This window comes from Maricaulis sp. D1M11, assembly GCF_047308265.1.
In the GTDB taxonomy this organism is placed as follows: domain Bacteria; phylum Pseudomonadota; class Alphaproteobacteria; order Caulobacterales; family Maricaulaceae; genus Maricaulis.
The window spans coordinates 199,290-222,735 of the sequence record NZ_JBKQWY010000007.1; the positions used below are offsets into that span (position 1 = coordinate 199,290).

Consider the following 23,446-nt stretch of genomic DNA (forward strand, 5'->3'; position numbering starts at 1 on the left):
CAATGCCCCGCGCCATGGATATCCTGATCGTTCTGACTTACGCGATGGTCGCGATCGTCTCCGCCATCGGGTTTGAGTATTTCGGTCTCATGACCGCAAACTTTGCCTGGCTCATGGGGGCGATTGTGTTCCTGGTTGCCAGCCAGGCTCATGCCGCTGCGACACGCATGCAGGAGCGCTCCTCCCTGGAGGAGGAAATCGTCAAGCTGAAGGCCTCGAACCTCGCACTCGCGGAAGAATTTGCGGAAGCCCAGAACCGGCTCGATGAAATCGCGGACGAGCTGCGCACCGAAGCGGTGCAGCGGGACAATGCGCTCGTGCAGGAGGTCAAGCTGCTTGAGGATCTCGTGCGTCGGATCGGAGACGAAGAGGACATCATCGAAGCGGAACCGGCAGCGAGTGCCCATGCGGTGGATATTGAAACCGTGCGCAGTGCACTTCAGGGCAATCGCGTGGATCTCTATCTTCAGCCGGTCGTGTCCCTGCCGCAGCGCCGCGTCTATTTCTACGAGAGTTTCACACGTCTGCGTGACGCCAATGGCCGCACATTGACCCCGGGTGAATTTATCGATGCGGCTGAACGTGCCGGATTGATGACCGAGGTGGACAATCTTCTCTTGTTCCGCTGCGTCCAGATTGTGCGTCGCCTGACGCAGCAGGACCGTCGTGTCGGGATTTTCTGTAACATCTCGCTGAACTCCCTGCGTGATGAAACCTTCTTCCCGACCTTCCTCGATTTCATGCGGCAAAACTCGGATCTCGCCAGTTCGCTGATCTTTGAAGTGCCCCAACGCAGTTTCGTGGAGCGGGACGCGACGGCCGCGCGCAATATGGCACGCATGGTGGATTTCGGCTTCCGCTTCTCCATCGACCAGGTGCGTGATGTGAATATGGATCTCGATGAGATGCAGCGTGCAGGCGTGCGTTTTGTGAAGATTGCCGGTGATCGTCTGCTGGATGCACTCGATGGCGGTGAGCCCATCGGCGGTGTCGAAGGCGGAGCCATTGCGGCCGAGGATATTGCCGCTCTGTTCGCGCGCTATGGCGTGGATCTGATCGCGGAGAAGGTGGAAGAGGAATCGACCATTGTCGAAATCCTGGAGCTGGATGTTGCCTATGGTCAGGGTCATCTGTTCGGATCTCCGCGCCCGGTGAAAGACGAGATCCTGGACACGGCAGTGGATAGCCAGCGCGTCACAGCCTAGCCCTGTGCGTTGATGGCGCTGTGAAAAACTGTCGCTTGACCTGGCGGCAGGGCACTGCTTGAAGCGCGCCATGACCAATCCGACACCTCTGCAACCGCTTCGAGACCTGTATGACACCCTGTTTTGCGATGTCTGGGGCGTGATCCGTGACGGCCGGGCCTTGTTGCCTGACGCTGTTTTTGCCCTCCAGGAATTTCGCAAGGCGGGAGGCGCTGTCTGTCTCGTGTCCAACTCACCGCAACGTTCGCCGGGTCTGGAGCGTCAGCTTGCCCAGATGGGCCTGCCGCGCGATGCCTACGACACGGCGGTGACTTCGGGGGATGCGATCCACGCGGAGCTGGAGAAACGCACACCGGGATCGGCCTGGCGGATCGGACCGGCGCATGATTACGGTCTGTATGAGGGGCTCGATATGCCCGAGGCCGATGTCGATGACGCGGACTTCATTACGGTCACGGGGCCGGATGATTATTGGAACGGAACGCCGGAAGACTATCGCGATCGGCTGGAGACCGCCCGCGCACGCGGGCTCGACCTGGTCTGCGCAAACCCGGATATTGTGGTGCAGTCCGGCGAGCAATTGGTCTTCTGTGCAGGCGCTATCGCGCGCCTTTATCGGCAGATGGGCGGGACCAGTATCGTGGCGGGGAAACCGCACCGCCCGATCTATACGCACGCAGAACACGCTCTGGCCCGGGCCGGGCTGGAGTGTCAGCTTGAGCGCGTCCTGGCGGTGGGTGACGGGCCGGAAACCGATATCGCCGGTGCCATGCGGATCGGTGTTGATGCCCTGTTTATCGGCGGGGGGATATTGGAGACCGAGCTGGACGGAGACGGATTCGACCCCGTCCAGGTCTCCCGCCAGCTGGCCGGGTATGGCGTTGAGGCCAAGTGGATGGCACCCCGGCTCAGCTGGTCAGAGATTTAGTCGAACAGGGAATCGATATCGCCCTGGTCAAGATCGGACGCGGGAGCGTCCGCAAACATCGCGTCGATATCGTCCTGGCTGGTTTCCGGGCCACCAATGGCCGGACCGTTCAGGAGTTGATCGTCTTGACGCGTTTTGTGGTGCCTCTCATCGTCCGTGGCATCGGCGTCCATAACGCCCATGACCTCGGCAAATCGGGAGACGCGGCTCTCGACATGCTTCAGTGATGTCACGACTTTCGAGACGCGCTGTCCGGCCAGGTCCTGGAAACTGCACGCTTCGATGATGTTCATCATGTGAGCTTCGACATTGGCCCGATAGGTGTCGTAATCAGCTTCCTCGTCGCAGAGCACGGCTTCCGCCTCGCTCATGATCGTCTCGGTTGCCCGTTCCGTATCCCCAACAACGGCTTCGAGCTCCATTCCCGCAGAGGGAATACGTTCCGACTTGATATCGTTCGGACGAAGGGCCGAAATTTCATCGCGGGTTTTCGCGATATACTCGGCGATATAGTTGAATTCGCTGCAAATCGACTGGTCCAGTGAACTGAAGAACAGCTTCATGGTATCCGTCAGCTGATGCGCCAGCTTCAGGACTTCCATGATTTGCGCGTCCTGCAGATCGCTGGTCTTAAGCGACGCCAGCGATTGGCGAACTTGCGTAGCGACTGTGGCGGCGGGCATGGGGCCCTCCTTCATTTCTTGCGGAATTTCGTCTGTGTCGTCTCGTGCAACTTAGAAGTCGCCGAGCACAGCCGACATTTTCGACTTCAACGTTCCCGCATTGAAGGGCTTCACGATGTAGTTATTTACACCGGCCCGTTTCGCAGCCACCACGTTCTCCGTTTTGGATTCAGCAGTGACCATGATGAACGGGGTCGTCTTCATGCTCTCGTCAGCCCGCACTTTTTGGAGCAGCTCATAGCCGGTCATCGGTTCCATGTTCCAATCGGAAATGACCAGACCGTACTTGTTCTTTTGCATCTTCTCGTATGCTTCCTGCCCGTCAGCGGCTTCATCAACGTTTTCGAAGCCAATCTGCTTGAGCAGGTTGCGAATGATACGGATCATGGTTTTGTAGTCGTCCACTACCAGGATCGGCATCGTCATCTCGACAGCCATGCTTAGTCTCCATCCACTCGGCGTGTATCCAATAAATTCCGACGGCTTGTCTCGCCGTCTTGCCTGTGGACGGTAGACACGTGCGGATAAAAATCGGTTAAAACGACAAAAAATTGCGGAGTGAGCATGTCAGAGAATCAGGGATACGCACTCGAAGAGTTGGAAATTGGTCTTTCGGCTCAAACAGTTAAGTTGGTAACAGAGGCTGATATCCAGGCCTTTGCAGAAGTGTCCGGAGACTTCAATCCGGTACACATGGATGAGGATTTCGCGCGTCGGACGCCGTTTCGGGGCCGAATTGCCCATGGTGCGCTGACGGCATCGCTCATCTCTGGCGTGTTGGGCAATCAATTGCCCGGGCCGGGAGCGATCTTCATGGGCATGAATATGAAGTTTCATCGTCCGGTCCGTATCGGTGATGAGGTCACGGCCAAAGTGACCGTCAAGGAAGTCCACGCCAAGGAGCGCCGGGTCGTGATGGATTGCCTGTGCTCGGTCGAGGGTGAGCCAGCCATGACGGCCACTACCGAGGTCATGGTGCGCAAGCGTTTGCGCAAAAAGGCGGACTAGGCTTCGATGCGGATTATCGACGGGTTTTCTGACTGTCCGGACGATGCGCGCGGCGCCGTGGCGGCTCTGGGCAATTTCGATGGTGTTCATGGTGGGCACAGGGCCGTCATCGAATGTGCAGCCGAGCTGGCCGGGCGATTGGCTGCACCGCTTGCTGTCGCCCTGTTCGCACCGCATCCACGCCGGTTCTTTGCGCCCGATACCCCGCCTTTCCGGCTGATGTCGGATGCGCGCAGCTGGAAAGCGCTCGAGCGGCTGGGTGTGGAGACCGTGTTCCGTCTTCCCTTCGACGCTGAGATGGCCGCGCGAACACCCCAAGCCTTTGTGAACGATGTTCTTCATGACGGACTGGGCCTGAAAGGCGTGCTGACCGGAACGGATTTTCGCTTTGGTGCGGGGCGTGCGGGTTCGACGGTCGAGCTGGAAAGCCTGGCGTCAGACGTCAGAATCCATACGCAATTTGTCGCGCTGCAAGGCAATGGGGCCGACAAGATTTCGTCCACACGCATTCGTCGTGCGATCCATGATGGCGACATGCCCGCCGCGGCCGAGCTGCTGGGACAAGCCTGGACGATCGATGGCGAGGTGATCACCGGCGATCAGCGCGGCCGGACGATCGGTTTCCCGACCGCCAATATCGATATGGGTGATTTCATCCGCCCGGCCTATGGTGTCTATGCGGTGCGTGTGACGCTGCCCGGCGAGGCGCGGTCCCTGCCGGCCGTCGCCAATATCGGCAAGCGCCCGACCGTCGATGGTTTGACGGAGCGACTGGAGGTCCACCTGTTCGATTTTGACGGGGATCTCTATGGCCAGACCCTGGGCGTCAGCTTCTGCCATCACATTCGTCCGGAGCGGAAGTTTGATGGCCTGGAGGCGCTCAAGGCCCAGATCGCCGCGGATAGCGAGATGGCCCGGCAACTGCTGAGCCAAGCGGCTGGACCGGTCTGACGGGCTCTGTTACACGCGGGTCTATGAAGAACTTGCAGCCGAACATACGCCCGAACGACATGATCGCCCCGGTTCGTATTGCGCGAATTACCGGCCCGGTCCGCGCTTAATGCATGGCGCGGTTCCGGGACATATGGCCTGCCGCTGAAGTTTTTTCGAATTCCCTGAAGGATGCGATCCGATGACGGACTCTTCCCAAGACACGGGCAGTGCGAACACTGCCGAACGCAATTACCGCGATACCCTCTTCCTGCCGACCACGGACTTTCCGATGCGTGCGGGCCTGCCCAAAAAAGAGCCGGAATGGCTCGAACGCTGGGCGAAGATGGACCTCTACAAGACGCTGCGCGCCAAGTCGAAAGGCCGCGAACGTTTTGTGCTGCACGATGGTCCGCCCTATGCCAACGGCCATATCCATCTGGGTACGGGCATGAACAAGATCCTCAAGGATTTCATCGTTCGCTCGCATCAAATGGCCGGGTATGACGCCCCTTATCGTCCCGGCTGGGATTGCCACGGTCTGCCGATTGAATGGAAGGTCGAGCAGGAGTTTCGCTCCAAGGGCCGGTCCAAGGACCAGGTGCCGATGGAAGAGTTCCGCAAGGCCTGTCGCGATTACGCCGCCCAGTGGATCGATGTGCAAAGCCAAGAGTTCCAGCGTCTGGGCGTGAATGGCGAGTGGGATCGCCCTTACACCACAATGGCGTACGAAGCTGAGGCGGCTATTGTCCGTGAATTCCTGAAATTTGTTGAGCAGGGTCTGGTCTATCAGGGATCCAGCCCGGTGATGTGGTCACCGGTCGAGCAGACCGCCCTGGCCGAGGCCGAGGTCGAATATCAGGACAAGACATCCACGACGATCCATGTCCGTTTCCCGCTGCGCGGCGTACGCAAGGACGGGTCGGCCATTCCCGCCGAGGCCGTGGGGGCCCATGTCGTGATCTGGACGACCACGCCGTGGACGATCCCGGCCAACAAGGCAATCTGTTTCTCGCCCTCCGTCAGTTATGGCCTCTACAAGGTCACGGAGATGGCCGAGACCGAGTTTACGCCCTGGGCCAAGGTCGATGATCTCTTTATCGTGGCCGATGCCCTGTGGGACGACACAGCCCGTTCGGGCATGATCAAGAGCTGGCAGCGTGTCCGCGATATCAATCCGGATGGATTCATCTGCTCCCACCCGTTTGCCGACGCGGACCGGTATTGGTCCTATCCCGTGCCCCTGCTGCCGGGCGATCATGTGACGGATGAGGCCGGTACAGGGTTTGTGCATACGGCCCCGGGCCATGGTGCCGAGGACTATGCTGCTTGGATGGCCAATCCGGAATGGCACGACAAGAACCAGCCCGTCCCCCAGACTGTGGGGCCAGACGGGGCTTATTATGACACTGTGCCGCTGTTTGGCGGCCAGCACATCATCCGCCTGGATGGCAAGAAACAGGGACAGGATGGCCCGGCGAACAAATCGGTGATCGACCAGTTGATCACGTGCGAGCGCCTGCTGGCCCGCGGCCGCCTGGAGCACTCCTATCCGCACTCCTGGCGGTCCAAAGCGCCCGTGATCTTCCGCAATACGCCGCAATGGTTTGTGGCCATTGACCGCCCGATGACGTCCGGTGGGTCCCTGCGCGATGCGGCCCTGACCTCTATCGGTGAGACGGCCTGGACCCCGAGTGTGGGTGAGAACCGTATTCGTGGCATGGTGGAAGGGCGCCCGGACTGGCTGATTTCACGTCAGCGCGCCTGGGGCGTTCCCCTCACCATGTTTGTCGAGACCGCGACGGGGCGGGTCCTGAATGATCCCGCCGTGAATGCCCGGATCGTCAAGGCCGTCGAGGCGGGCGGGGCAGATGCCTGGTTCGGATCGGAGTCCGCAGATTTCCTCGGCGATGAATACGACCCTGCCGAATGGGAGAAGGTCGTCGACATCCTCGATGTGTGGTTCGACAGTGGATCCACTCATGCCTTTGTCCTGGAAGAGGATGGTGCACAGACCTGGCCGGCAGATGTCTATCTGGAAGGATCAGACCAGCACCGGGGCTGGTTCCAGTCTTCCCTGCTGGAAGCCTGCGGGACGCGCGGTCGGGCTCCGTATAATGCCGTCGTGACGCATGGCTTCATCATGGCCGGCGACGGACGCAAGATGTCGAAATCTCTGGGCAATACGCTCGCCCCCAACGAGATCGCCAAGAAGTATGGCGTCGAAATCCTGCGCCTGTGGGCCGCCTCCCAGGACTATACCGACGATCTGCGTATGTCCGAGGAAATCCTCCAGACCTCCGTCGATGCCTATCGCAAGCTGCGCAATACATTGCGCTATCTGCTGGGCGCGCTGCACGGGTTTGACAAGGCAGAGGCTGTGCCGTTTGCCGAGATGCCCTCGCTGGAGCGCTGGGTGCTGCACCGTCTTCATGAGCTGGACGGGCTGGTCCGCGAATCCTACAAGACCTTCGATTTCAAGCGGGTCTATGCCGCGCTTTTCAATTTCTGTGTTGTCGACCTGTCGGCCTTCTATCTCGATGTGCGCAAGGACAGCTTGTATTGCGACCGTCCGGACGAAATCCGGCGTCGTGCTGCACGAACCGTGATGGAGGCTGTGTTCGCCCGGCTGACCGCCTGGCTGGCACCGATCATGCCGTTCACCATGGAAGAGGCCTGGCTGTCTCATCATCCGTCCGAGACCGACAGTGTGCATCTGCGAGATTTCCCGGTGACACCGGGGGATTGGCATGACGGCGCCCTGGCTGAGCGCTGGCAGACCATTCGCCGTCTGCGCCGGGTGGTGACGGGGGCGCTGGAGGTCGAACGCCGCGAAAAGCGCATCGGTTCGAGCCTGGAAGCCAATCCGCAAGTTTATGTCACAAGCGCGGACTATCGTGACGCGATCAGCGCCGAGACGGATCAGGATGTGGATGCCTTCCTGGCCGATATCGTCATCACCAGCCAGGCCTCGCTCATCGATGCCGGTGATTTGCCGGACGGTAGTTTCACACTCGAGGATGTGAAGGATGTGGCGGTCGTTTCCGGGCTGTCCGAGGGCCGTAAATGTGCCCGGTCCTGGAAGATCCTTCCGGATGTGGGATCGGATGCGCGTTATCCCGATCTGTCCGCCCGCGATGCCGATGCCGTCGCTCACTGGGATGCGACCCATGCTGGCACCGCTTAAACGCCTTGTGGCCCGGATGGATGGACACTCTCCGGGCCGCCTCGGCCTGGTCGTCGCCCTGTGCGTGATCCTCTCGGACCAAATCTCCAAACTGTGGGTTCTGCATGGCCTGAATCTGTCTCCGGACGGATGTCTGGACTGGTTCCTGAGATCGCCGGATGCGCTTTACAACACCTGTGAGGCGATTGAGATCAGCGGCGTGTTTGATCTCACCATGGTCTGGAATATCGGTGTGAGCTTCGGTCTGCTCGGCGCAGATAATGCTCTGGGACGGTGGCTTCTTGTCATTTTCTCGGTGGTCGTCGCGACGGGGCTGGCGTTTGGTCTGGCCGGACGGGGCCCGATCAAGGCGCTGCGGCCTCTGCAAGGGCTAGCCTTTGGCTTCATCATTGGCGGAGCGCTGGGCAATGCCATCGATCGTGCGGTGTATGGTGCCGTGGTGGATTTCCTTGATTTCAGCGGTTTGATGTTCCCCTATGTCTTCAATATCGCCGATGTGGCGATCAATCTCGGCGTCGCTGCCCTTCTGATGGATATCTTGCTGGGCGATGACAAAAACGAGAATTCGGCCTGAATACTGAAACCCCGCTGGATGCGGGCCAAAAGTTTGGCTAAAACATTCCCAACTCTGTGTGATTGGAGAAATCGGCATGACCAAGCGTCTGACACTTCTGGCCCTGATGGCCGGTGCAACGGCATTGTCCGCTTGCAGCTCCCTGTCTCAACAGGCCGGGAACGGCAAGGTCACGCCGGACGAGTTCCGCACCGTGACGATCGCCCCTCTGACCGTGCCGCCGGAATACAATTTGCGTCCGCCGCGTCCAGGTGAGCCGCGCCCGGAAGAGGTTTATCCGGACCAGCAGGCACGGACCGCGCTGCTCGGCGCGTCTGCCCAGTTCCAGGGCAGTGATGGCGAAGCTTTGCTGGTGGCGAATGCCGGTGCTGGTTCAGCTGATCCGTTTATCCGCTCCATCATTGATGGGGAAAGTGCAGCGGTCGTCCGCAAGTCCGGTGGATTTGCCGATCGTGTTCTCTTCTGGCGTGATGGCGAGAGCCAGCCGGAGGTGGATCAGACCGCTCTTGATCCGGAAGCGGAAGCTGAACTGCTCGAATCCATCGAAGCCGTCACCGGTGGGGGTGAGGTGGAGATCGAGCGGGATCGTAACCTTCTGCCGAAACTGCCGGGCCTGTAGGCCTGACGGGCTTTGTCACGAATGACAGAGCCGCGGACTTGACCGACTCAGGGCCAGCCGGGAGGCTGGCCTTATGTCTATGACCCTCGATAAACCGCAAATCCGACGCCTTGCCCCGGAGACCGTCAACCGTATCGCTGCGGGTGAAGTGGTGGAACGTCCGGCGTCGGCGATCAAGGAATTGGTCGAGAACGCCCTGGATGCAGGCGCCTTGCGTGTCGATGTGACAGCGGAAGGCGGCGGTCTCGTGCGCTTGATCGTCGAGGATGACGGTCGCGGCATGGACGCCGATGAGCTGGCGATCTGTATCGAACGCCACGCCACATCGAAATTGCCCATTGATGAGGATGGGGCAGATGATCTGCTCAATATCCGGTCCATGGGGTTTCGGGGTGAGGCTTTGCCCTCCATCGGTTCGGTGGCGCGGCTCGCAATCACCTCCCAGGCGCGCGGCGCCGGGGAGGCCTGGATGATCCGCGTGGAGGGCGGCGCGGTAGAACCGGTACGGCCTGTCGCCCCGCTCGGGCGTCATGGCACGCGGATCGAAGTGTGTGATCTGTTTTATGCCACACCGGCCCGGTTGAAATTCCTCAAGAGCGAACGGGCGGAAAACCAGGCGATTTCTGACATGATCAAGCGGCTCGCCATGTCGCGGCCGGATGTCGGGTTTTTCCTCACACTGGACGGGCGCAAACGCTTGGGTGTCGCAGCCGAAACGGATCTGGGGCCTGAGGGTCGCAAACACCGTATGGCGGCGATCCTCGGCGTGGATTTTGGCGATAATGCCCTTGAGATCGATCAGGAACGTGACGGTGTTCGCATCACCGGATTTGCCAGCCTGCCGACCTATTCGCGCGGCAATGCCCTCCACCAATTCCTGTTTGTGAACGGTCGTCCTGTCCGCGACAAACTCCTGACCGGTGCGGTGCGGGGCGCTTATCAGGATTTCCTGGCGCGCGACCGGTATCCCGTCGTGGCTCTAATGGTCGATCTGCCAACGGATCAGGTGGATGTGAATGTTCACCCGGCCAAGGCCGAGGTCCGGTTTCGCGATAGTGGACTGGTACGCGGCCTGATCGTCGGGGCTCTGCGCCATGCGCTCGCCGGTGCCGGACACCGAGCTTCCACGACTGTTGCGGGCTTCGCGCTGGGGGCCGTGCGTCCCGGACAAGGGGGCGCGCCCGCTTATCCGGCGCCGCAACGTCCGGCGTCGGCGTCAGCGCATTTCGCCGCCTGGGGACAGCCCCAAACGGCCGAACCCGAACAGCCCGCGGTCTTCGATCCTGGCCTGTCCGTCAGAATGGAGGATGTGGCTGCACCGGATACCGACGGAATGACACCGGCCGATGCTAGCCCGGCTCACTCACCAGAAGACGCTGAGACACCGGACTGGCCGCTGGGCATTGCCCGGGCACAATTGCACGAAACCTATGTGGTGGCCCAAACGGGTGATGGCATTGTCATTGTTGACCAGCATGCCGCTCATGAGCGGCTCGTCTACGAGCGGATGAAAAAAATGATCGCGGAGACCGGTGTCCCGCGGCAGATGCGGCTTGTTCCCGAAATTGTGGATCTGGAAGAGGCCGAGGCGCAGCGGTTGCTCGAGCGCGCCGATGAGCTGAAGGAGCTGGGCCTGGTCATTGAGAGTTTCGGCGCGGGTGCGATTGCCGTCCGCGAAACCCCGGCCTTGCTCAAGAAGCTGGATATCCAGGGCCTGGTGCGGGATCTGGCCGATGATCTGGCATCCTATGATGCCGCGCTCAGCCTGAAAGAACGGCTGGAGGATGTGGTCGGGACCATGGCCTGTCATGGCTCGGTCCGTTCGGGGCGCCGCCTGACGGCGGAGGAGATGAATGCGCTCTTGCGCGAGATGGAGGCTACGCCCCATTCCGGCCAGTGCAATCACGGTCGCCCGACCTATGTCGAGCTGAAATTGTCGGATATCGAACGCCTGTTTGGCCGGCGCTAGGCGGCCATCCTTTGATCATCGGCACCCAGTGACGACATGAAATCGCGGAAAATGTCATACGCGTCATCAACCTCGGCGCGGCGGGGCTGACCGGGCGGGAAACGAAAGCGCCAGAACGAGCTGATGTGGTTGATCGCGCCCAGGTTTTCACCTGCCGTGATGAACATCTGCGGGGCATTGAGCAAAAAGCCGCGAAACGCCGAGGCATCATTCTCGTTGACCAGTCGTGAGAAGGCTTTGTCATAGGCTTGAAGATTGGTGTCGACCTGCCCGATTTTTTCATACAGTGACCGCACAATATCCTTGCCGACCTGCGACAGATAGGTCTCGTCGTCGCTATGGGCACGGATCAGGCGCAGGCTGAGAATATCCTTGGCGACGGGCTCGAAGCTCGGGCGGATATTCTTGAAATTCCACTTGTAGTAGAGGAACCCCTTCCAGGCGAACATGCCCTGGACATAGTCCTCACGGCTCAGACGCAGCGTTTCGCGCAGAGGATCGAGTGTTTTGGAGGCTTCGTCACGCATGATCAGCTTGGCGAGCTTGGTCGAGATGATTTTCGCCTCGGCCCCCTCGATCTGATAGGCGAGCTCGACCAGGCGCCGGATTTCTCCGACCACATAGGTCTGCACGCGCTCCATGTCCGCTTCCGTGATGTCGAAATAGCACCGGGCCGCCTTGCGACCCATTTGTTGCAGACGCTCATTGAGCAGATAGGGGTCAAGCGAGGGCAGGCGGGCCATTTCTTCGAGGATATCCTGATCGGCCGCCAGTTTTTCGGGATTGGTGTCCTTGCCAATCGCCTCGTGCAGGGCGTCTTGAAGATTGGCCTGTTCGACAAACAGGCTGTAGCCGCCCAGACGCAGGTCATCATTGGAGAGCGGAAAGATCACCTTGGTCGCATTGATGCGGTCTGCGGAGACACGTTCGCGTTCATGCGGACGCAGCGTGTGTTTCAGGATGATCGCTTCGTTCAGGCGCTTGTTGTGGAAGATCGGCTGGGCCCCATGCTCGTCGGTGTCGCCATACTGCAGGGCGACCCGGTGCAGGTTCAAGATCCGCGCTGTTGATCCGCTTTTCAGGATGTGGGCGAGATTGCGATGCGGGCTCTGCGACACCAGGGCACTCCAGTTCGATCCGAAGTGCACACAATACAACCGGGCAGTTTAAATTGGGTTTAAGCCTGTGAATCCGGCAGGATCGGGGCGAGGAAATGCATTCGGGCCGCACCGTATAAACGCTCGTCCAGCTTGGTCCATCCCTCGTGAGAAATCTCCGCCTCGTCGGCCTCTTCCAGAATGGCGATGGAGTGTTCGTGCACCCATCCGCCCCGGATCAGTCGGGCCAGGGCCTTTTCGCCCAGCCCCTTGTTGTAAGGGGGATCGAGAAAGACAATATCAAAGGGAGCGCCCAGATTGGCGGGTTTGTCCCCGAGCGATGTCGCGTCCCGGCGATGCAGGCGAGTGACGCCGAAGAACTGGAAATAGTCGATATTGTCGCGAATGGTGCCGCGGGCCGCAGCTTCGGTTTCAACGAAGAGGCAAAAACTGGCACCTCTCGAGAGGGCTTCCAGCCCGACGGCACCGGATCCGGCGAACAGGTCCATGACCCGCGCCTCCTCGATGGGCGGGGCCCAGGGGGCGTGTTCGATCAGGTTGAACAGGCTCTCACGGGCCCGGTCCGAGGTGGGCCGTGTCGAGCGTCCCTTCGGGGCCTCGATCGCACGACCTTTGAAACGTCCACCGACAATACGCATGAGGTCTATTTCTTCTGCCAGGGTTTACCGCCCGGGGCCGGTCGTCGGGGTTTTCCTGTCCGCGTCGCCCCTGTCGCAGCCGGTTTTCGGCCCCGGGACGGGGCGCGATTTTGCGGGCGGCCCTTGGGACGCGCCTGGCCCGATGTTGTGTTCATATTCTCGACCAGGTGAGCGCACTGATCCTCCAGCACACGTCCGGGCACGGATTTGACCTCACCGCGGTCCAGCTGGCCCAGCTGGAAGGGGCCATAGGCGACACGGATCAGCCGGTTCACTTTCAGATCGACTGCTTCCAGTGCACGCCGGATTTCGCGGTTCTTGCCTTCTCGCAGACCAATGGTCAGCCAGTTGTTCGAACCGGTCTCCCGCTCGATCTCGACATCCATCGCGCCATAACGAATGCCGTCCACGGTGATGCCGGCCCGCAATTGCCGCACAGCGTCTTCGGTGACACTGCCAAATGCACGAACGCGATAGCGTCGGGTCCATGCGGTGGAGGGCAGTTCGAGGGCACGCGAGAGTTCACCATCATTGGTTAGCAGCAAAAGGCCTTCCGAATTCAGGTCGAGTCGGCCGACGGAGATGACGCGCCCCAGCTCCTTCGGCAGGGTGTCGAATACGGTCTGACGACCTTCGGGATCGGAATGCGTGGTGACCAGTCCGGCGGGCTTGTGATACCGCCAGAGCTTGGTGGCCATGGGAGGTTCGACCGGATTTCCGTCAACCTCGATCCGTTCCCCACCGGTGACCTTGAAGGCGGGGGTGGTCAGGCGTTTGCCGTTCACACTCACCCGACCGTCCTCGATCATGCGTTCCACTTCCCGGCGCGAGGCGATGCCGGCGCGGGCAAGGTATTTGGCGATGCGTTCGGACGTGTCGGCGGAGTCGGTCAAGCTTGATCTTTCTATGCAGCATCGCTAGGCGGATCCAATGACACACACCCGCGATGAAGCGTTTATGCGTTTGGCACTGGCCCAAGCGCAAGCGGCAGCTGCCGCTGACGAAGCTCCGATCGGGGCGATCCTGGTCGACCCGGAGACGGATCTGGTGGTGGCGAGTGCCCATAACCGTCCGATTACACTTCATGATCCAACGGCGCATGCTGAGATTGATGTGCTTCGAAAGGCTGGTCAGATGAAAGGCAATTATCGTCTGACCGGGCTCGAATTATTCGTCACGCTTGAACCCTGCGCCATGTGTGCGGGGGCGATCAGCCATGCCCGCATCGGACGTCTCGTCTATGGGGCCTCGGATGCAAAAGGCGGCGCGGTGGAACACGGCCCGCGATTCTTTGAGCAACAGACCTGTCACTGGAAGCCGGATGTCGTGTCAGGTGTGCTGGCGCAAGACTGCTCTGAAATTCTGCGCGAATTCTTTCGCGCCAAGCGCAAACATCGCGTGGACCGAAAAAGTATATAAATCAGTACACGGACTTATATTTGCCGTTTCGTCATAAAAGGTTTGCGAACCCGTTCTACGAGGTCCTGTCCATCGGATGAGGCCTTTTATGATTGCGACCAGTATTGCCCTGAGCCTGACGCTTCTTGGATCTAGCGCGAATGTGGTGTCCACCCGATGCGAAGCGCCGGACCTTCTGATCCGTCAGGTCACAATCGAGGATGCGGGTGGTCGCTATGATGGTCAGGATGTGCTGATCGAGAACGGTATCATCGCGGCCATGGCCAGCGAGATCGAGGTGTCGTCCAGCATACCGGAACTCAGTGGTGCCGGTTTTGTCCTGCGCCGGGCTCAGCCGGAGATACCCACACTCGTCATCCAGGCGGCGGCTCGGCAAGCCGAGGCGACCGGCTATATTCTGCCCGGTCAGAGAACGGATCTGGTGCTGACGGATGCACACGGATATGTCCCGCTGGAAATTCGGGATGGTCGTCTGGTCGGCCCTGGCACACGGTGTCTGGACGGCTAGACATCGACGGGCGGGGCAGGGGATGCCGCGCCGTCTTCAAGAAAATACTCCACCGGTTTCAGACTGAACCGACGCCCCGTGCGCTGGATTGTGTCCATGCGGTCGCAGCGGAATGTGCGCGGCCTGTCTTTCTGACTGTCATGGGCAATCACATACCAGACCGGGTATTTGAGAAGCAGGTAGTGGGGTTCGATGTCGCGCCGGGAGGTCTGCCCGTCTTCGCGGGTATAGCCAATGTCCAGACAGTCCTGGTCCATGAATCCCTGGTGCAAGGCCTGGACGACAGATTTATCAGGCGGTGTGAAGTGCGATTGCACCTGAAGTGAGGCGGATGGGCCGATCAGGATGCGGGACTTCAATTGCTCCACTCGTGCCCGCTTGTCGGGTGAAAAAGACGCGATGAGCTGACGGCGTACCGAAGCCAGGTTGGCCAGAAACAGGGGAGAGCCCATGCGTTCGGCGACCTCGATACTGATCAAGAGGTCGACCGCGTCGGCATAAGCAAGGTTCAACCGGCCCACGCCCCAATTGCGATCCAGCCGGACCCCGCCTCCTCGGCCCCGGTCGGAATCAATCGGCAGACCGCGTTCGCGCATCAGGCCCAGATCCCGGGCAATGGTGCGTTCACTGACCCCGAAATGGTGTGCAAGCCCTTTCACTGTGCACAGCTCGTCCTGTTTGAGCTGTGCGGCAATCAGGTCCATGCGTCGGATACGGTCATTGGCGTGTGTGCGGGGCATCCAAGAAATATGTCATAAAATGGCGTATTAGGCGATATCCAGGTGAGACAGAGTTGAAATGCACAGCACCAGAAGGATGAAACCATGCTGATGAACTATATCTGTTTCGGGACGAATGACCTTGAGGCGGCAACCCGTTTTTATGACAGCCTGTTCGAGAACAGCGGGATCAGCCAGGTTCATGCCACAGAGCGCATGGTCTATTGGCGCGGGGCGGATTTCACGTTTGCGCTTGCCAAACCGTTTGACGGTCAAGCGGCAACCCATGGCAATGGCACCATGTTGGGATTTCAGGCTGACACGTCCGATGAGGTGCGTCGCTTGTTCGAGCGTGTCATCGCACTGGGCGGATCGAGTGAAGGCGAGCCGGGGCAGCGCGGTCCGAAATTCTCCGCTTATGTTCGAGATCTGGACAATAACAAGATCGCCTTTTTCGACTAGGATCTGCACCCTAACAGACCGATCTGTTGGATCCGGTTCGGCCCGGCCGCCTCGCGCGCGCCGGGTCGTTTGTGTTTGAGGGCTGCCTAAAATTGTCCCGGAGGAAGTAAGACGAGAAACACCCTTTGCGGGACAATTTAAACTAATGCACCTTTAAATAGTCGCCGGCTTTGGTTATGGTTTCCCGGGAGCGCGAGTTCAGTATCGCCGTGGCGCTCCGGGGTGGACGTCTGTTCTGACCATCATCGATCCGGCGATCATCGTTTCGACGGTCATCGTTCTGAGAGACATCGATGTGTCGCGAGAACAGATCCCGAGTCGGGTGTGAATGAACCCGTTCAGATCTCTCCGCCCCAGGCGTGTTCTGGTTCAGGTGAAATGACATGGCCCGGCGGCATGACCGACCGGTGTGTGCTCGCGGGCAAGACTACCGCGCGGCCATGAGGTCGTGCGCGCCAAATCCCTGGGAGGAATACCATGACAATGACCGATATCCCCGCCAGCTCGGCGGTTCGCAAAGACCGGGAGATCCGTCTGGGTCAACGCCGGCGCATGATGATGTCGAAAGCGATCAAGACACTGAACACGATCGAGCCCGAGACCGAGATGGGGCGTCTGGCCCTGCAGATGGTGGCTCAAAGCTCTGTGTCCGTGCTCAGCGTGGCTGCCATCAGCGGCTATGTCTATGCGTTGCGCGAAGCCGCACTGCCCAATGTCACCTTCCGTGGAACACCCCCGGGGCCGGGCATTGACAATGCCGAGCTTCAGGCGGCCTACAATCAGTTCCAGACCCAGTTTGCCACGTTCCAGGGTCAGGCCGGTGCCTGGATCAATACGCAACAGGGATCGGGCGCACCGAGTATTTTCTCTCAGCTTGTCTCGGTACCCACCACGTTCCAGACCATCAATCAGAGTGTCCTGGGCAAATTCACGATCCTGAAGGCTGAAACGCCTGGCTCGTCCGCCTATGATCAGACCCTCGATCAGCTCAAATCGCTGATTGGGGCCGAATTGCCGGATATCCAGTCGCTGAAACAGTCCATGATTACGCTGGGCACCAATCTGGAGACCGCGGCAGAAACCCTGCAGACGGCCGCGACGACGGGTGTGCTTGCGCAATTGATCGCGGCCTACCAGTCCGAGATTGATGCGCTGAACCAGGACATCCAGAACTGCAACGACAAGATCGACAGCGATAACTCCAAGATCATCGGTCTGGGTTTTGCCGCTGCCGCAGCGATCACGGTCGGATTGATCGGCCTGGTGAATTTCTGGAATCCCATTGGCTGGATCATGATTGCCGGCGGTGCAGTGGGTGCTTACTTCGCGATTGCCGAGATCGAATTGCTCAAGGGCGAAATTGCCACGCTCAAAGCACAGATCCAGAATGATGAAGCCTGGCGTCAGGCCGATCAGAGTGCGGCAGCCTCCGTATCGGCTTTTGCCAACCAGGTGGGCGGATTTGCGTCCATGAATGCGGCAGCCCAGCAGGAACTCACACAGCTGGAAACGCTCTATCAGACCCTCGCCGATGATGTGAATACGGCGATCAGCGATCTTGATTCCGGCAATCTGGATCAGGCTGAAGACGAGTGGAATACGATTGTGGGGGCTGCTGCGGTTCTGCAAAATCTCAGCGCCTATATCTGGCCGACCTCCATCATGCTGCCCCATCCCACGAGCTTCTCGCCCACAGGTTCGGATGTCTACGCCATCGATATGGCTGGCCAAGTCTTCCACTATAGCGAGGGCGGCAATACCTGGTCTGAACTGCCGGAAACCGCTCTGTCGGTTGTCGCGGCCGGGTCAATTGTGGTGGGCATTGATGGCGCGCCGATTGATGGTTCGGAAAGCACGCCGACCCCGGTCGACAGCACCTATAACGTTAAGACCTATGACGCGTCATCCAATGCCTGGACGACAATCTCGACCTTCCCGGCGGCTGCGGTCACCACGGATGGCACAACGATCTATGCCATCAATCAGACGATGTCGGACCGCCAGGTCTATCAATACAGCGGCAGTGGTCAGGCTTGGACCGCACTTCCGGCGATGCCCAACACCGACGCGCCGTCACAGATCGCCGTGGCCGGTGGCAAGCTGTTTGCCCTCTCGACCAATAGCCAGCAGGTCTATGTGTACGAGAATGGTGGCTGGGAAACGATCAATTCCAGCCTCTGTGTCTCGATCAATGGCAATGGTGGTTATCTCTCCTTCGTGGACAGCAATCTGAACTGCTATGTCTATGATGTGGGCACGGGGCAGCTGATCAATGGCGGTAATACCGGCAGTTCCATCAGCCAGGTCGCGCAGATGACGACGTGTGACCAATACATCATCAGCTCCGATCCGGCGCTGGAACTGTATGCCATAGACAACACGGTCAATCCGAGCGCCTCAACCGCATTGCAGCCCAATGCGACCGGGTGTTTCGTGAGCGATACCGACGTCGTCTACTATACAGACAATGAGGGCAATACCTGGCGCCTGAACAGCCAGGCTGGGCCCAATAGCTGGACACAATTGCCGGATCTGCCGCAGGGCTGATCAGACCTGTCGCCCCACCCGGTTCATCCGGGTGGGGTTTTTGTTTCTCAGACTTTTTTGTTTCTCTGACAAGGAGATGGAGCCATGGCGCTTTTGCCGGTTCTCGACATTCTCAACCAACTCATCACGGTGAACAATTATCTGATGGCCTCTCAGGCCGTGACCCTGCCCTCCCAGATCAAGAATGATCCGGTGCATCAGGATACGGTCCAGGACTTTCTGCGCTGGCAGGAGGATATCTGGCAGGAGTATTATGAGGGGCTGGTCAACGCCCAGATCCTGGCCCAGGCCTATGAGATCAACAAGCTCTACGGTCTCAACGCCGTAACGCAAGGTGAGGTCCAATCCATCCTGTTCGAAGAGGGTGAAGCCACCCCGAGGGCGATTGTGGTGGGTGATGACGTGGCCAGCCTCATCAGCCGGGGGCAGCCTTTGCTGGATTCCCTCAAGACCATTGCCGATGGCATCCGGGATGCGGATAAAGCGAAGATCGCCCAGATCGAAGCGATTGTGAAACAGCTCAATGATCAGTTTGACCAGGATGAGCAAAAAATTTCGCAGGACGCGATCGACAATGCCAAACAGATCGTTGCTACGGTGATCGAAGTGGGCGTCGATGTGGCGACCGAGGAAGACCCGATTGCACCGCTTCTCAAGGGGGTGACGCAGGTAGGCTTCACGGTGATCGACCAGATCGTCCTGTCGCAGGAAGCCAAGCAGATTCTGGGGCAGTTGGAGACGGAGTGGGCAGCGCTCGATGCTGCCACAGCCGATCTGGCCCAGATGAATCTGGTCATCAACCAGCTGGATGCGGTCGTGCAGGATGAATCCACGGCCTTCAAGGCTCTCGCGTCCATCGCGTCAGACTGGCAGAGCGTGGCGGATGTCGCAAACGAGGACCCTGCAAACTGGGCTGCGACCGGAAACACGGCCATGCAGGAATGGTCCGAACGCATGGCCCGCGTCTCCTATGCCGCTGCGACCCAGACGGTCGGGGCCAAGGAGCTGGAAGACGCCTGACCCGCACATGGACCGGGGGGCGGGACCTGAATTCAGCGGGTTCCGCCTGCCGGGTCGAGCCGGGCTGTGAGCCCGTTCTTGACCCGGGGCCATTCCGTATCGAGCACGGAGAAAAACACCGTGTCGCGCCAATCTCCGCGCCAGGTTCGGGTGTGCTGGCGCAGAACGCCTTCGCGGGTCGCGCCCATTTTCAGCATGGCGTTTTGAGAGCGCTCGTTCAGTCCATGGGTTTTGAGTTCCACCCGACGGGCGCCGGTGGCAAAGGCCTGTTCCAGGAGCAGGAGCTTGGCCGCGGGATTGACAGATGTGCCGCGGGCCGATGCGATGTACCAGGTCCAGCCAATTTCCAGGCGTTTATGCTCGGGTGCCAGAGACAGATAGGCGGAATGTCCAACAGCCTCGCCACTGTCCTGTTTGTACACCACATGGGAGATCTGGCGGCCGGAGGTATGCTGACCCAGCATCAGGTCAAACCAGGCGTCGAAAAACGCGCCATCGCCGCGGATTGTGGTCAGTGCCCACAGCTCGGGATCGTCTGCGAGCGGACGAAGAACCGCGCGATGATCCGCCCGTAGGGGTTCAAGGCGGACATGTTTGTTTTGAAGGGCAGTCGGGGTCACGCAGAGCCTCCTTGGGTCAGCAGGGCAAGCCCGCGCACGACATAGATACAACCAATTGCCGAGACAATGTATTTCGTCCACTGGCGGAACTGGAGATCGCTCATCCGTTCGAGACAGCGTGCGCCCAGCGTGGTGCCCAGGATGGATAATGGCAGGGCGAGCACCAGCCATTGCACGCCGGGCAGGGCGGCAGCGCTGAGGGCAGGCAGGATGTAATAGGCGATCTTGACGCCGTGGGAGAGTACCTGGGTCGCCGCCTTGGTCGCAACAATGGTGCGGCGGTCTGCCTCGGTGTCGGCAAAAAAGACGTCGAGCAGGGGCCCGGACACTCCCGCAATCACATTGAGCCCGGTGACGGTCACGCCGCACGCAATGGCGTGCAATGGACGGGCTGCATCCAGGTGGAGCCAGCGCTTGGGGACCCAGATCACCCCGGGCACCAGACCCAGCAGGATGAACAGCCAGGCCTTGTCGAGCTCGAAAGTTGACCACACCAGCACGCCCGCAGCCAGGGCCGATCCCAGCGCATAAACGCCCAGAATGCGCCAATCCAGCCATCGCACCAGCAGGACCGCCCGCCAGCCATTGGAGACGCTCTGAATGAGGCCGTGCACCACCATGGCCGAGGAGACCGGCAGGATGAGCGCAAGCACGCCCATCAGGACCAAGCCGCCGGCCATGCCAAATACGCCGGAAATGAAGGCGGTGACAAATGTGGCGAGGAGGAGAATGGCGGCGGTCAAGCGGCCGCCCCCCGGACGCGGGGTGTCACGCTCTTGCGGGAGCTAGGCCCCCGCATTCTTTGCAAATCCCCAGGCACCCTGGGCCAGCGGGGTCACGGCCTTGCCCATTTCCATGGCCTTGGCATTGGATGCATTGCCCTGCAGAGCCCGGGCGTAGACGCCCTGAACGATCGAGGCGAGGCGGAAGATGTTGTAGGCAAAGTAGAAATCCAGCTCGGGAATGCCGTCACGTTCGGTGCGCTGGCAATAGGCCTCGACATAGGTCTCCATGGCAGGAATTCCGTGTGCCGCAAGGTCGATGCCCAAAAACCCGCCCCGGACTTCCGGCGGCATGACCCAACCCATCAGCTGATAGGTGAAGTCGGCGAGCGGGTCTCCCAGAGTCGACAATTCCCAGTCCAGAACGGCGATGACACGCGGTTCGGTGGGATGAAAGATCATATTGTCGAGGCGATAATCACCATGGACGACCGAGGTGTGTTCCTGTTGCGGCGCGGCCTGGGGCAGCCATTCGATCAGGCGGTCCATCGCGTCGACCGGTTCGGTTTCAGCAGCCCGGTATTGTTTGGTCCACCGCGCGATCTGCCGTTCAAAATAATTGCCCGGCTTGCCGTAATCGCTCAGCCCGGCGGTCTCCACGTCAATGGCGTGCAGATGGGCAAGCGTTGCATTGGAGGCATCATAAATGGCCGCGCGCTCCTCCTTGGGCACATCGGGTAACAGCCCGTCCCAGAAAATGCGGCCCTCCACGAAATCCATCACATAGAATTCCGTCCCGATGATCTCGCGGTCCATGCACAGTGCGAACATGTGGGGCGCGGGAAAGCCTTGTTCACCCAGGGCCTTCATCACCTTGTGTTCGCGATCCACCGCGTGGGCCGAGGGCAGGAGCTTGCCCGGGGGTTTTCGCCGCAGCACATAGGACCGGCCCGGCGTGTCGAGCTTGTAGGTCGGGTTGGATTGTCCGCCCTTGAACTGGCTCACGGTCAGTGGACCGGCAAAACCATCGACATGCGATGTCATCCAGTCCGCCAGGGCGTTTTCGTCAAAGCTCAGGGCGTCGGCCACAGCCTTGGTGCCGGAAAAGCTCTCATCCAGCTCGCTCATGCGTGACCGCCCGTCAGGGTTTTGACCTGCATCATCTTTATCTCCCCTCATATGTTCTTGTTGAGAGGAAACATGCCCGTTGCGAGAGCGAAGTCAAACCCTTGTGGGTGCGCTCAATGTGTCTTCAGGGCACGCCAGGCGATGTCGCGGCGACAGAAGCCGTCGGGCCAATCGATCGCATCCACAGCCGTGTAGGCCCGATCGACCGCATAGTGCAGGGTCTCGCCAGAGGCGGTGACATTAAGCACACGTCCACCATTGGCTGTACGATCGCCCTTGGAGTTACGGGCGGTTCCGGCTTCGAAGACCCGCACACCCTCGATCATATTGACCTTGTCGACCCCGTTGATCACTGAGCCTTTTTCGTACGCGCCGGGATAGCCCTTGGCTGCCATGACCACAGTGATCGCCGGATCATCATCCCAGTCGATCGGCGGGAGGTCGGCCAGCCCGCCCGTCGCGCAGGCCTTGAGATAGGGCAGGAGGTCTGAGTTCATGCGTTTCATCAAAACCTGGCATTCCGGATCGCCGAAGCGGATGTTGAACTCCACGACTTTGGGACCTTCAGGGGTCACCATCAGACCGGCGAACAGGACACCCTGGAAGGGAGCGCCTTCCTTCGCCAGCCCGTCAGCGACAGGCTGAATAATCGTGGTCATTGCGGTTTCGATCAGTTCAGCGGTGCCGATCGGCGCGGGGGAGTAGGCGCCCATACCGCCGGTGTTTGGACCGGTATCGCCTTCGCCGACGCGTTTATGGTCCTGGGCCGCTCCGCAGAAGGTCACCGACTGACCATCACACAGGGCAAAGATCGAAATCTCCTCGCCTGCCATGAATTCCTCGATGACCAGGGTCTGGGAGGCTGCGCCAAACTTGCCGCTGAGGAAGGCGTCGATCTCGGCTTCGGCCTCGGCGCGGTCCTCGAGAATCACCACGCCCTTGCCGGCGGCCAGACCATCGGCCTTGAGCACGTAGGGCGGTTCGAATTCACTGAGAAACGCCTTGGCCTCGCCCGCGTTTGAAAAAATTCCATACCGCGCAGACGGGACTTTGTACCGGGCGTAGAAATCCTTTGCATACGCCTTGGAAGCTTCCAGCCGGGAGGCCATTTCGCTGGGGCCAAACACGGCGATGCGATGCGCACGCAGCTTGTCGGCAAGCCCGTCGCACAGGGGGTTTTCCGGTCCCACGACAACAAGGTCGGCGTTCAGTTTCACGGCGAGTTCCACAAGACCGTCCAGATCGGACACATCGGCATCATGGCAAGTCGCCAGATCCTCTATCGCGGCACTGCCAGGGGCAGCATGGAGTTCGGTCAGCTCAGCGCTTTGGGCGATCTTCCAGGCGAGGGCGTGTTCGCGCCCGCCGGAACCGACAAGAAGAACCTTCATAAAGGGCCTCATCTGCTAGAAGGCGGCATGACTATCCTAACTTGTCCTGCT

23 protein-coding genes are annotated in these 23,446 nt (G+C 60.0%); 13 read left to right on the top strand and 10 right to left on the bottom strand.

All coding sequences use genetic code 11. The features are described 5' to 3' along the window. Nucleotides 1–14 precede the first annotated feature (14 nt). Together RMQ97_RS11905 and RMQ97_RS11910 are read left to right on the top strand one after the other, a co-directional pair. The gene (locus tag RMQ97_RS11905) at nt 15–1,205 is read left to right on the top strand and encodes an EAL domain-containing protein (RefSeq protein WP_413661104.1); all 1,191 of its coding nucleotides are present in this window, start codon (nt 15–17) and stop codon (nt 1,203–1,205) included. Between the two features lie 70 nt (nt 1,206–1,275). Further along, on the top strand, nt 1,276–2,133 hold the full coding sequence (locus tag RMQ97_RS11910; protein ID WP_413661105.1) for a TIGR01459 family HAD-type hydrolase: 858 nt from the start codon (nt 1,276–1,278) through the stop codon (nt 2,131–2,133). Here RMQ97_RS11910 and RMQ97_RS11915 read toward each other — a convergent pair. Together RMQ97_RS11915 and RMQ97_RS11920 are read right to left on the bottom strand one after the other, a co-directional pair. Further along, a complete protein-coding gene (locus RMQ97_RS11915; RefSeq protein ID WP_413661106.1) occupies nt 2,130–2,816 on the bottom strand; it encodes a protein phosphatase CheZ in 687 nt (228 codons plus the stop codon). The two genes, RMQ97_RS11910 and RMQ97_RS11915, sit on opposite strands and share 4 nt — an antisense overlap. 51 nt (nt 2,817–2,867) lie before the next feature. Continuing rightward, complete coding sequence (locus RMQ97_RS11920; protein WP_413661107.1) at nt 2,868–3,254, bottom strand: response regulator; 387 nt, start codon at nt 3,252–3,254, stop codon at nt 2,868–2,870. Nucleotides 3,255–3,380: 126 nt separating this feature from the next. Between RMQ97_RS11920 and RMQ97_RS11925 the strand changes: the two genes are divergently transcribed. From RMQ97_RS11925 to mutL, 6 genes are all read left to right on the top strand, one after another. After that, on the top strand, nt 3,381–3,824 hold the full coding sequence (locus RMQ97_RS11925) for a MaoC family dehydratase (protein WP_413661108.1): 444 nt from the start codon (nt 3,381–3,383) through the stop codon (nt 3,822–3,824). Nucleotides 3,825–3,830: 6 nt separating this feature from the next. Next, the gene (locus tag RMQ97_RS11930; RefSeq protein WP_413661109.1) at nt 3,831–4,775 is read left to right on the top strand and encodes a bifunctional riboflavin kinase/FAD synthetase; all 945 of its coding nucleotides are present in this window, start codon (nt 3,831–3,833) and stop codon (nt 4,773–4,775) included. 181 nt (nt 4,776–4,956) lie between these two features. Next, nucleotides 4,957–7,941 carry an isoleucine--tRNA ligase gene (ileS, locus tag RMQ97_RS11935; RefSeq protein WP_413661110.1) on the top strand — a complete coding sequence of 995 codons (2,985 nt, stop codon included), beginning with the start codon at nt 4,957–4,959 and terminating at the stop codon, nt 7,939–7,941. Beyond that, a complete protein-coding gene (lspA, locus tag RMQ97_RS11940) occupies nt 7,925–8,515 on the top strand; it encodes a signal peptidase II (protein ID WP_413661111.1) in 591 nt (196 codons plus the stop codon). The genes ileS and lspA overlap by 17 nt, the downstream gene beginning before the upstream one ends. 76 nt (nt 8,516–8,591) lie before the next feature. Next, nucleotides 8,592–9,134 (top strand): DUF3035 domain-containing protein, encoded by a 543-nt coding sequence (locus RMQ97_RS11945; RefSeq protein ID WP_413661112.1) that lies wholly within the window; start codon nt 8,592–8,594, stop codon nt 9,132–9,134. A gap of 79 nt (nt 9,135–9,213) precedes the next feature. Further along, nucleotides 9,214–11,103: a DNA mismatch repair endonuclease MutL gene (gene mutL / locus RMQ97_RS11950; protein ID WP_413661238.1), complete on the top strand. Its 1,890-nt coding sequence runs from the start codon at nt 9,214–9,216 to the stop codon at nt 11,101–11,103. Here the strand turns inward: mutL and RMQ97_RS11955 are convergent. The 3 genes from RMQ97_RS11955 to RMQ97_RS11965 are packed head-to-tail and all read right to left on the bottom strand — an operon-like array spanning nt 11,100 to nt 13,752. After that, on the bottom strand, nt 11,100–12,221 hold the full coding sequence (locus RMQ97_RS11955; protein WP_413661113.1) for a hypothetical protein: 1,122 nt from the start codon (nt 12,219–12,221) through the stop codon (nt 11,100–11,102). The genes mutL and RMQ97_RS11955 overlap by 4 nt on opposite strands. A gap of 59 nt (nt 12,222–12,280) precedes the next feature. Next, complete coding sequence (gene rsmD / locus RMQ97_RS11960; RefSeq protein WP_413661114.1) at nt 12,281–12,859, bottom strand: 16S rRNA (guanine(966)-N(2))-methyltransferase RsmD; 579 nt, start codon at nt 12,857–12,859, stop codon at nt 12,281–12,283. A gap of 5 nt (nt 12,860–12,864) precedes the next feature. Beyond that, complete coding sequence (locus RMQ97_RS11965) at nt 12,865–13,752, bottom strand: pseudouridine synthase (RefSeq protein ID WP_413661115.1); 888 nt, start codon at nt 13,750–13,752, stop codon at nt 12,865–12,867. Nucleotides 13,753–13,789: 37 nt separating this feature from the next. Between RMQ97_RS11965 and tadA the strand changes: the two genes are divergently transcribed. Both tadA and RMQ97_RS11975 read left to right on the top strand, forming a co-directional pair. Further along, nucleotides 13,790–14,278: a tRNA adenosine(34) deaminase TadA gene (tadA, locus tag RMQ97_RS11970; RefSeq protein ID WP_413661116.1), complete on the top strand. Its 489-nt coding sequence runs from the start codon at nt 13,790–13,792 to the stop codon at nt 14,276–14,278. An 88-nt stretch (nt 14,279–14,366) separates the two neighbouring features. Then, the gene (locus RMQ97_RS11975) at nt 14,367–14,786 is read left to right on the top strand and encodes a hypothetical protein (protein WP_413661117.1); all 420 of its coding nucleotides are present in this window, start codon (nt 14,367–14,369) and stop codon (nt 14,784–14,786) included. Here RMQ97_RS11975 and RMQ97_RS11980 read toward each other — a convergent pair. Continuing rightward, on the bottom strand, nt 14,783–15,526 hold the full coding sequence (locus tag RMQ97_RS11980; RefSeq protein WP_413661118.1) for a helix-turn-helix transcriptional regulator: 744 nt from the start codon (nt 15,524–15,526) through the stop codon (nt 14,783–14,785). The two genes, RMQ97_RS11975 and RMQ97_RS11980, sit on opposite strands and share 4 nt — an antisense overlap. Before the next feature lie 84 nt (nt 15,527–15,610). On the opposite strand from RMQ97_RS11980, the gene RMQ97_RS11985 reads away from it, so the two are divergent. The 3 genes from RMQ97_RS11985 (at nt 15,611) to RMQ97_RS11995 (ending at nt 19,534) form a co-directional block, all read left to right on the top strand. Next, on the top strand, nt 15,611–15,967 hold the full coding sequence (locus tag RMQ97_RS11985) for a VOC family protein (RefSeq protein WP_413661119.1): 357 nt from the start codon (nt 15,611–15,613) through the stop codon (nt 15,965–15,967). Nucleotides 15,968–16,444: 477 nt separating this feature from the next. After that, the gene (locus tag RMQ97_RS11990) at nt 16,445–18,514 is read left to right on the top strand and encodes a hypothetical protein (protein ID WP_413661120.1); all 2,070 of its coding nucleotides are present in this window, start codon (nt 16,445–16,447) and stop codon (nt 18,512–18,514) included. 84 nt (nt 18,515–18,598) lie between these two features. Further along, a complete protein-coding gene (locus RMQ97_RS11995) occupies nt 18,599–19,534 on the top strand; it encodes a hypothetical protein (protein WP_413661121.1) in 936 nt (311 codons plus the stop codon). A 32-nt stretch (nt 19,535–19,566) separates the two neighbouring features. Here the strand turns inward: RMQ97_RS11995 and RMQ97_RS12000 are convergent, their stop codons facing one another. The 4 genes from RMQ97_RS12000 to purD form a co-directional block, all read right to left on the bottom strand. Beyond that, nucleotides 19,567–20,154 carry a GNAT family N-acetyltransferase gene (locus RMQ97_RS12000; protein ID WP_413661122.1) on the bottom strand — a complete coding sequence of 196 codons (588 nt, stop codon included), beginning with the start codon at nt 20,152–20,154 and terminating at the stop codon, nt 19,567–19,569. Beyond that, the gene (locus RMQ97_RS12005) at nt 20,151–20,897 is read right to left on the bottom strand and encodes a TSUP family transporter (protein WP_413661123.1); all 747 of its coding nucleotides are present in this window, start codon (nt 20,895–20,897) and stop codon (nt 20,151–20,153) included. The genes RMQ97_RS12000 and RMQ97_RS12005 overlap by 4 nt, the downstream gene beginning before the upstream one ends. A 42-nt stretch (nt 20,898–20,939) precedes the next feature. Next, nucleotides 20,940–22,004 carry a phosphotransferase gene (locus RMQ97_RS12010; protein ID WP_413661124.1) on the bottom strand — a complete coding sequence of 355 codons (1,065 nt, stop codon included), beginning with the start codon at nt 22,002–22,004 and terminating at the stop codon, nt 20,940–20,942. A gap of 113 nt (nt 22,005–22,117) precedes the next feature. After that, a complete protein-coding gene (gene purD, locus RMQ97_RS12015) occupies nt 22,118–23,395 on the bottom strand; it encodes a phosphoribosylamine--glycine ligase (protein ID WP_413661125.1) in 1,278 nt (425 codons plus the stop codon). Nucleotides 23,396–23,446: the final 51 nt, after the last annotated feature.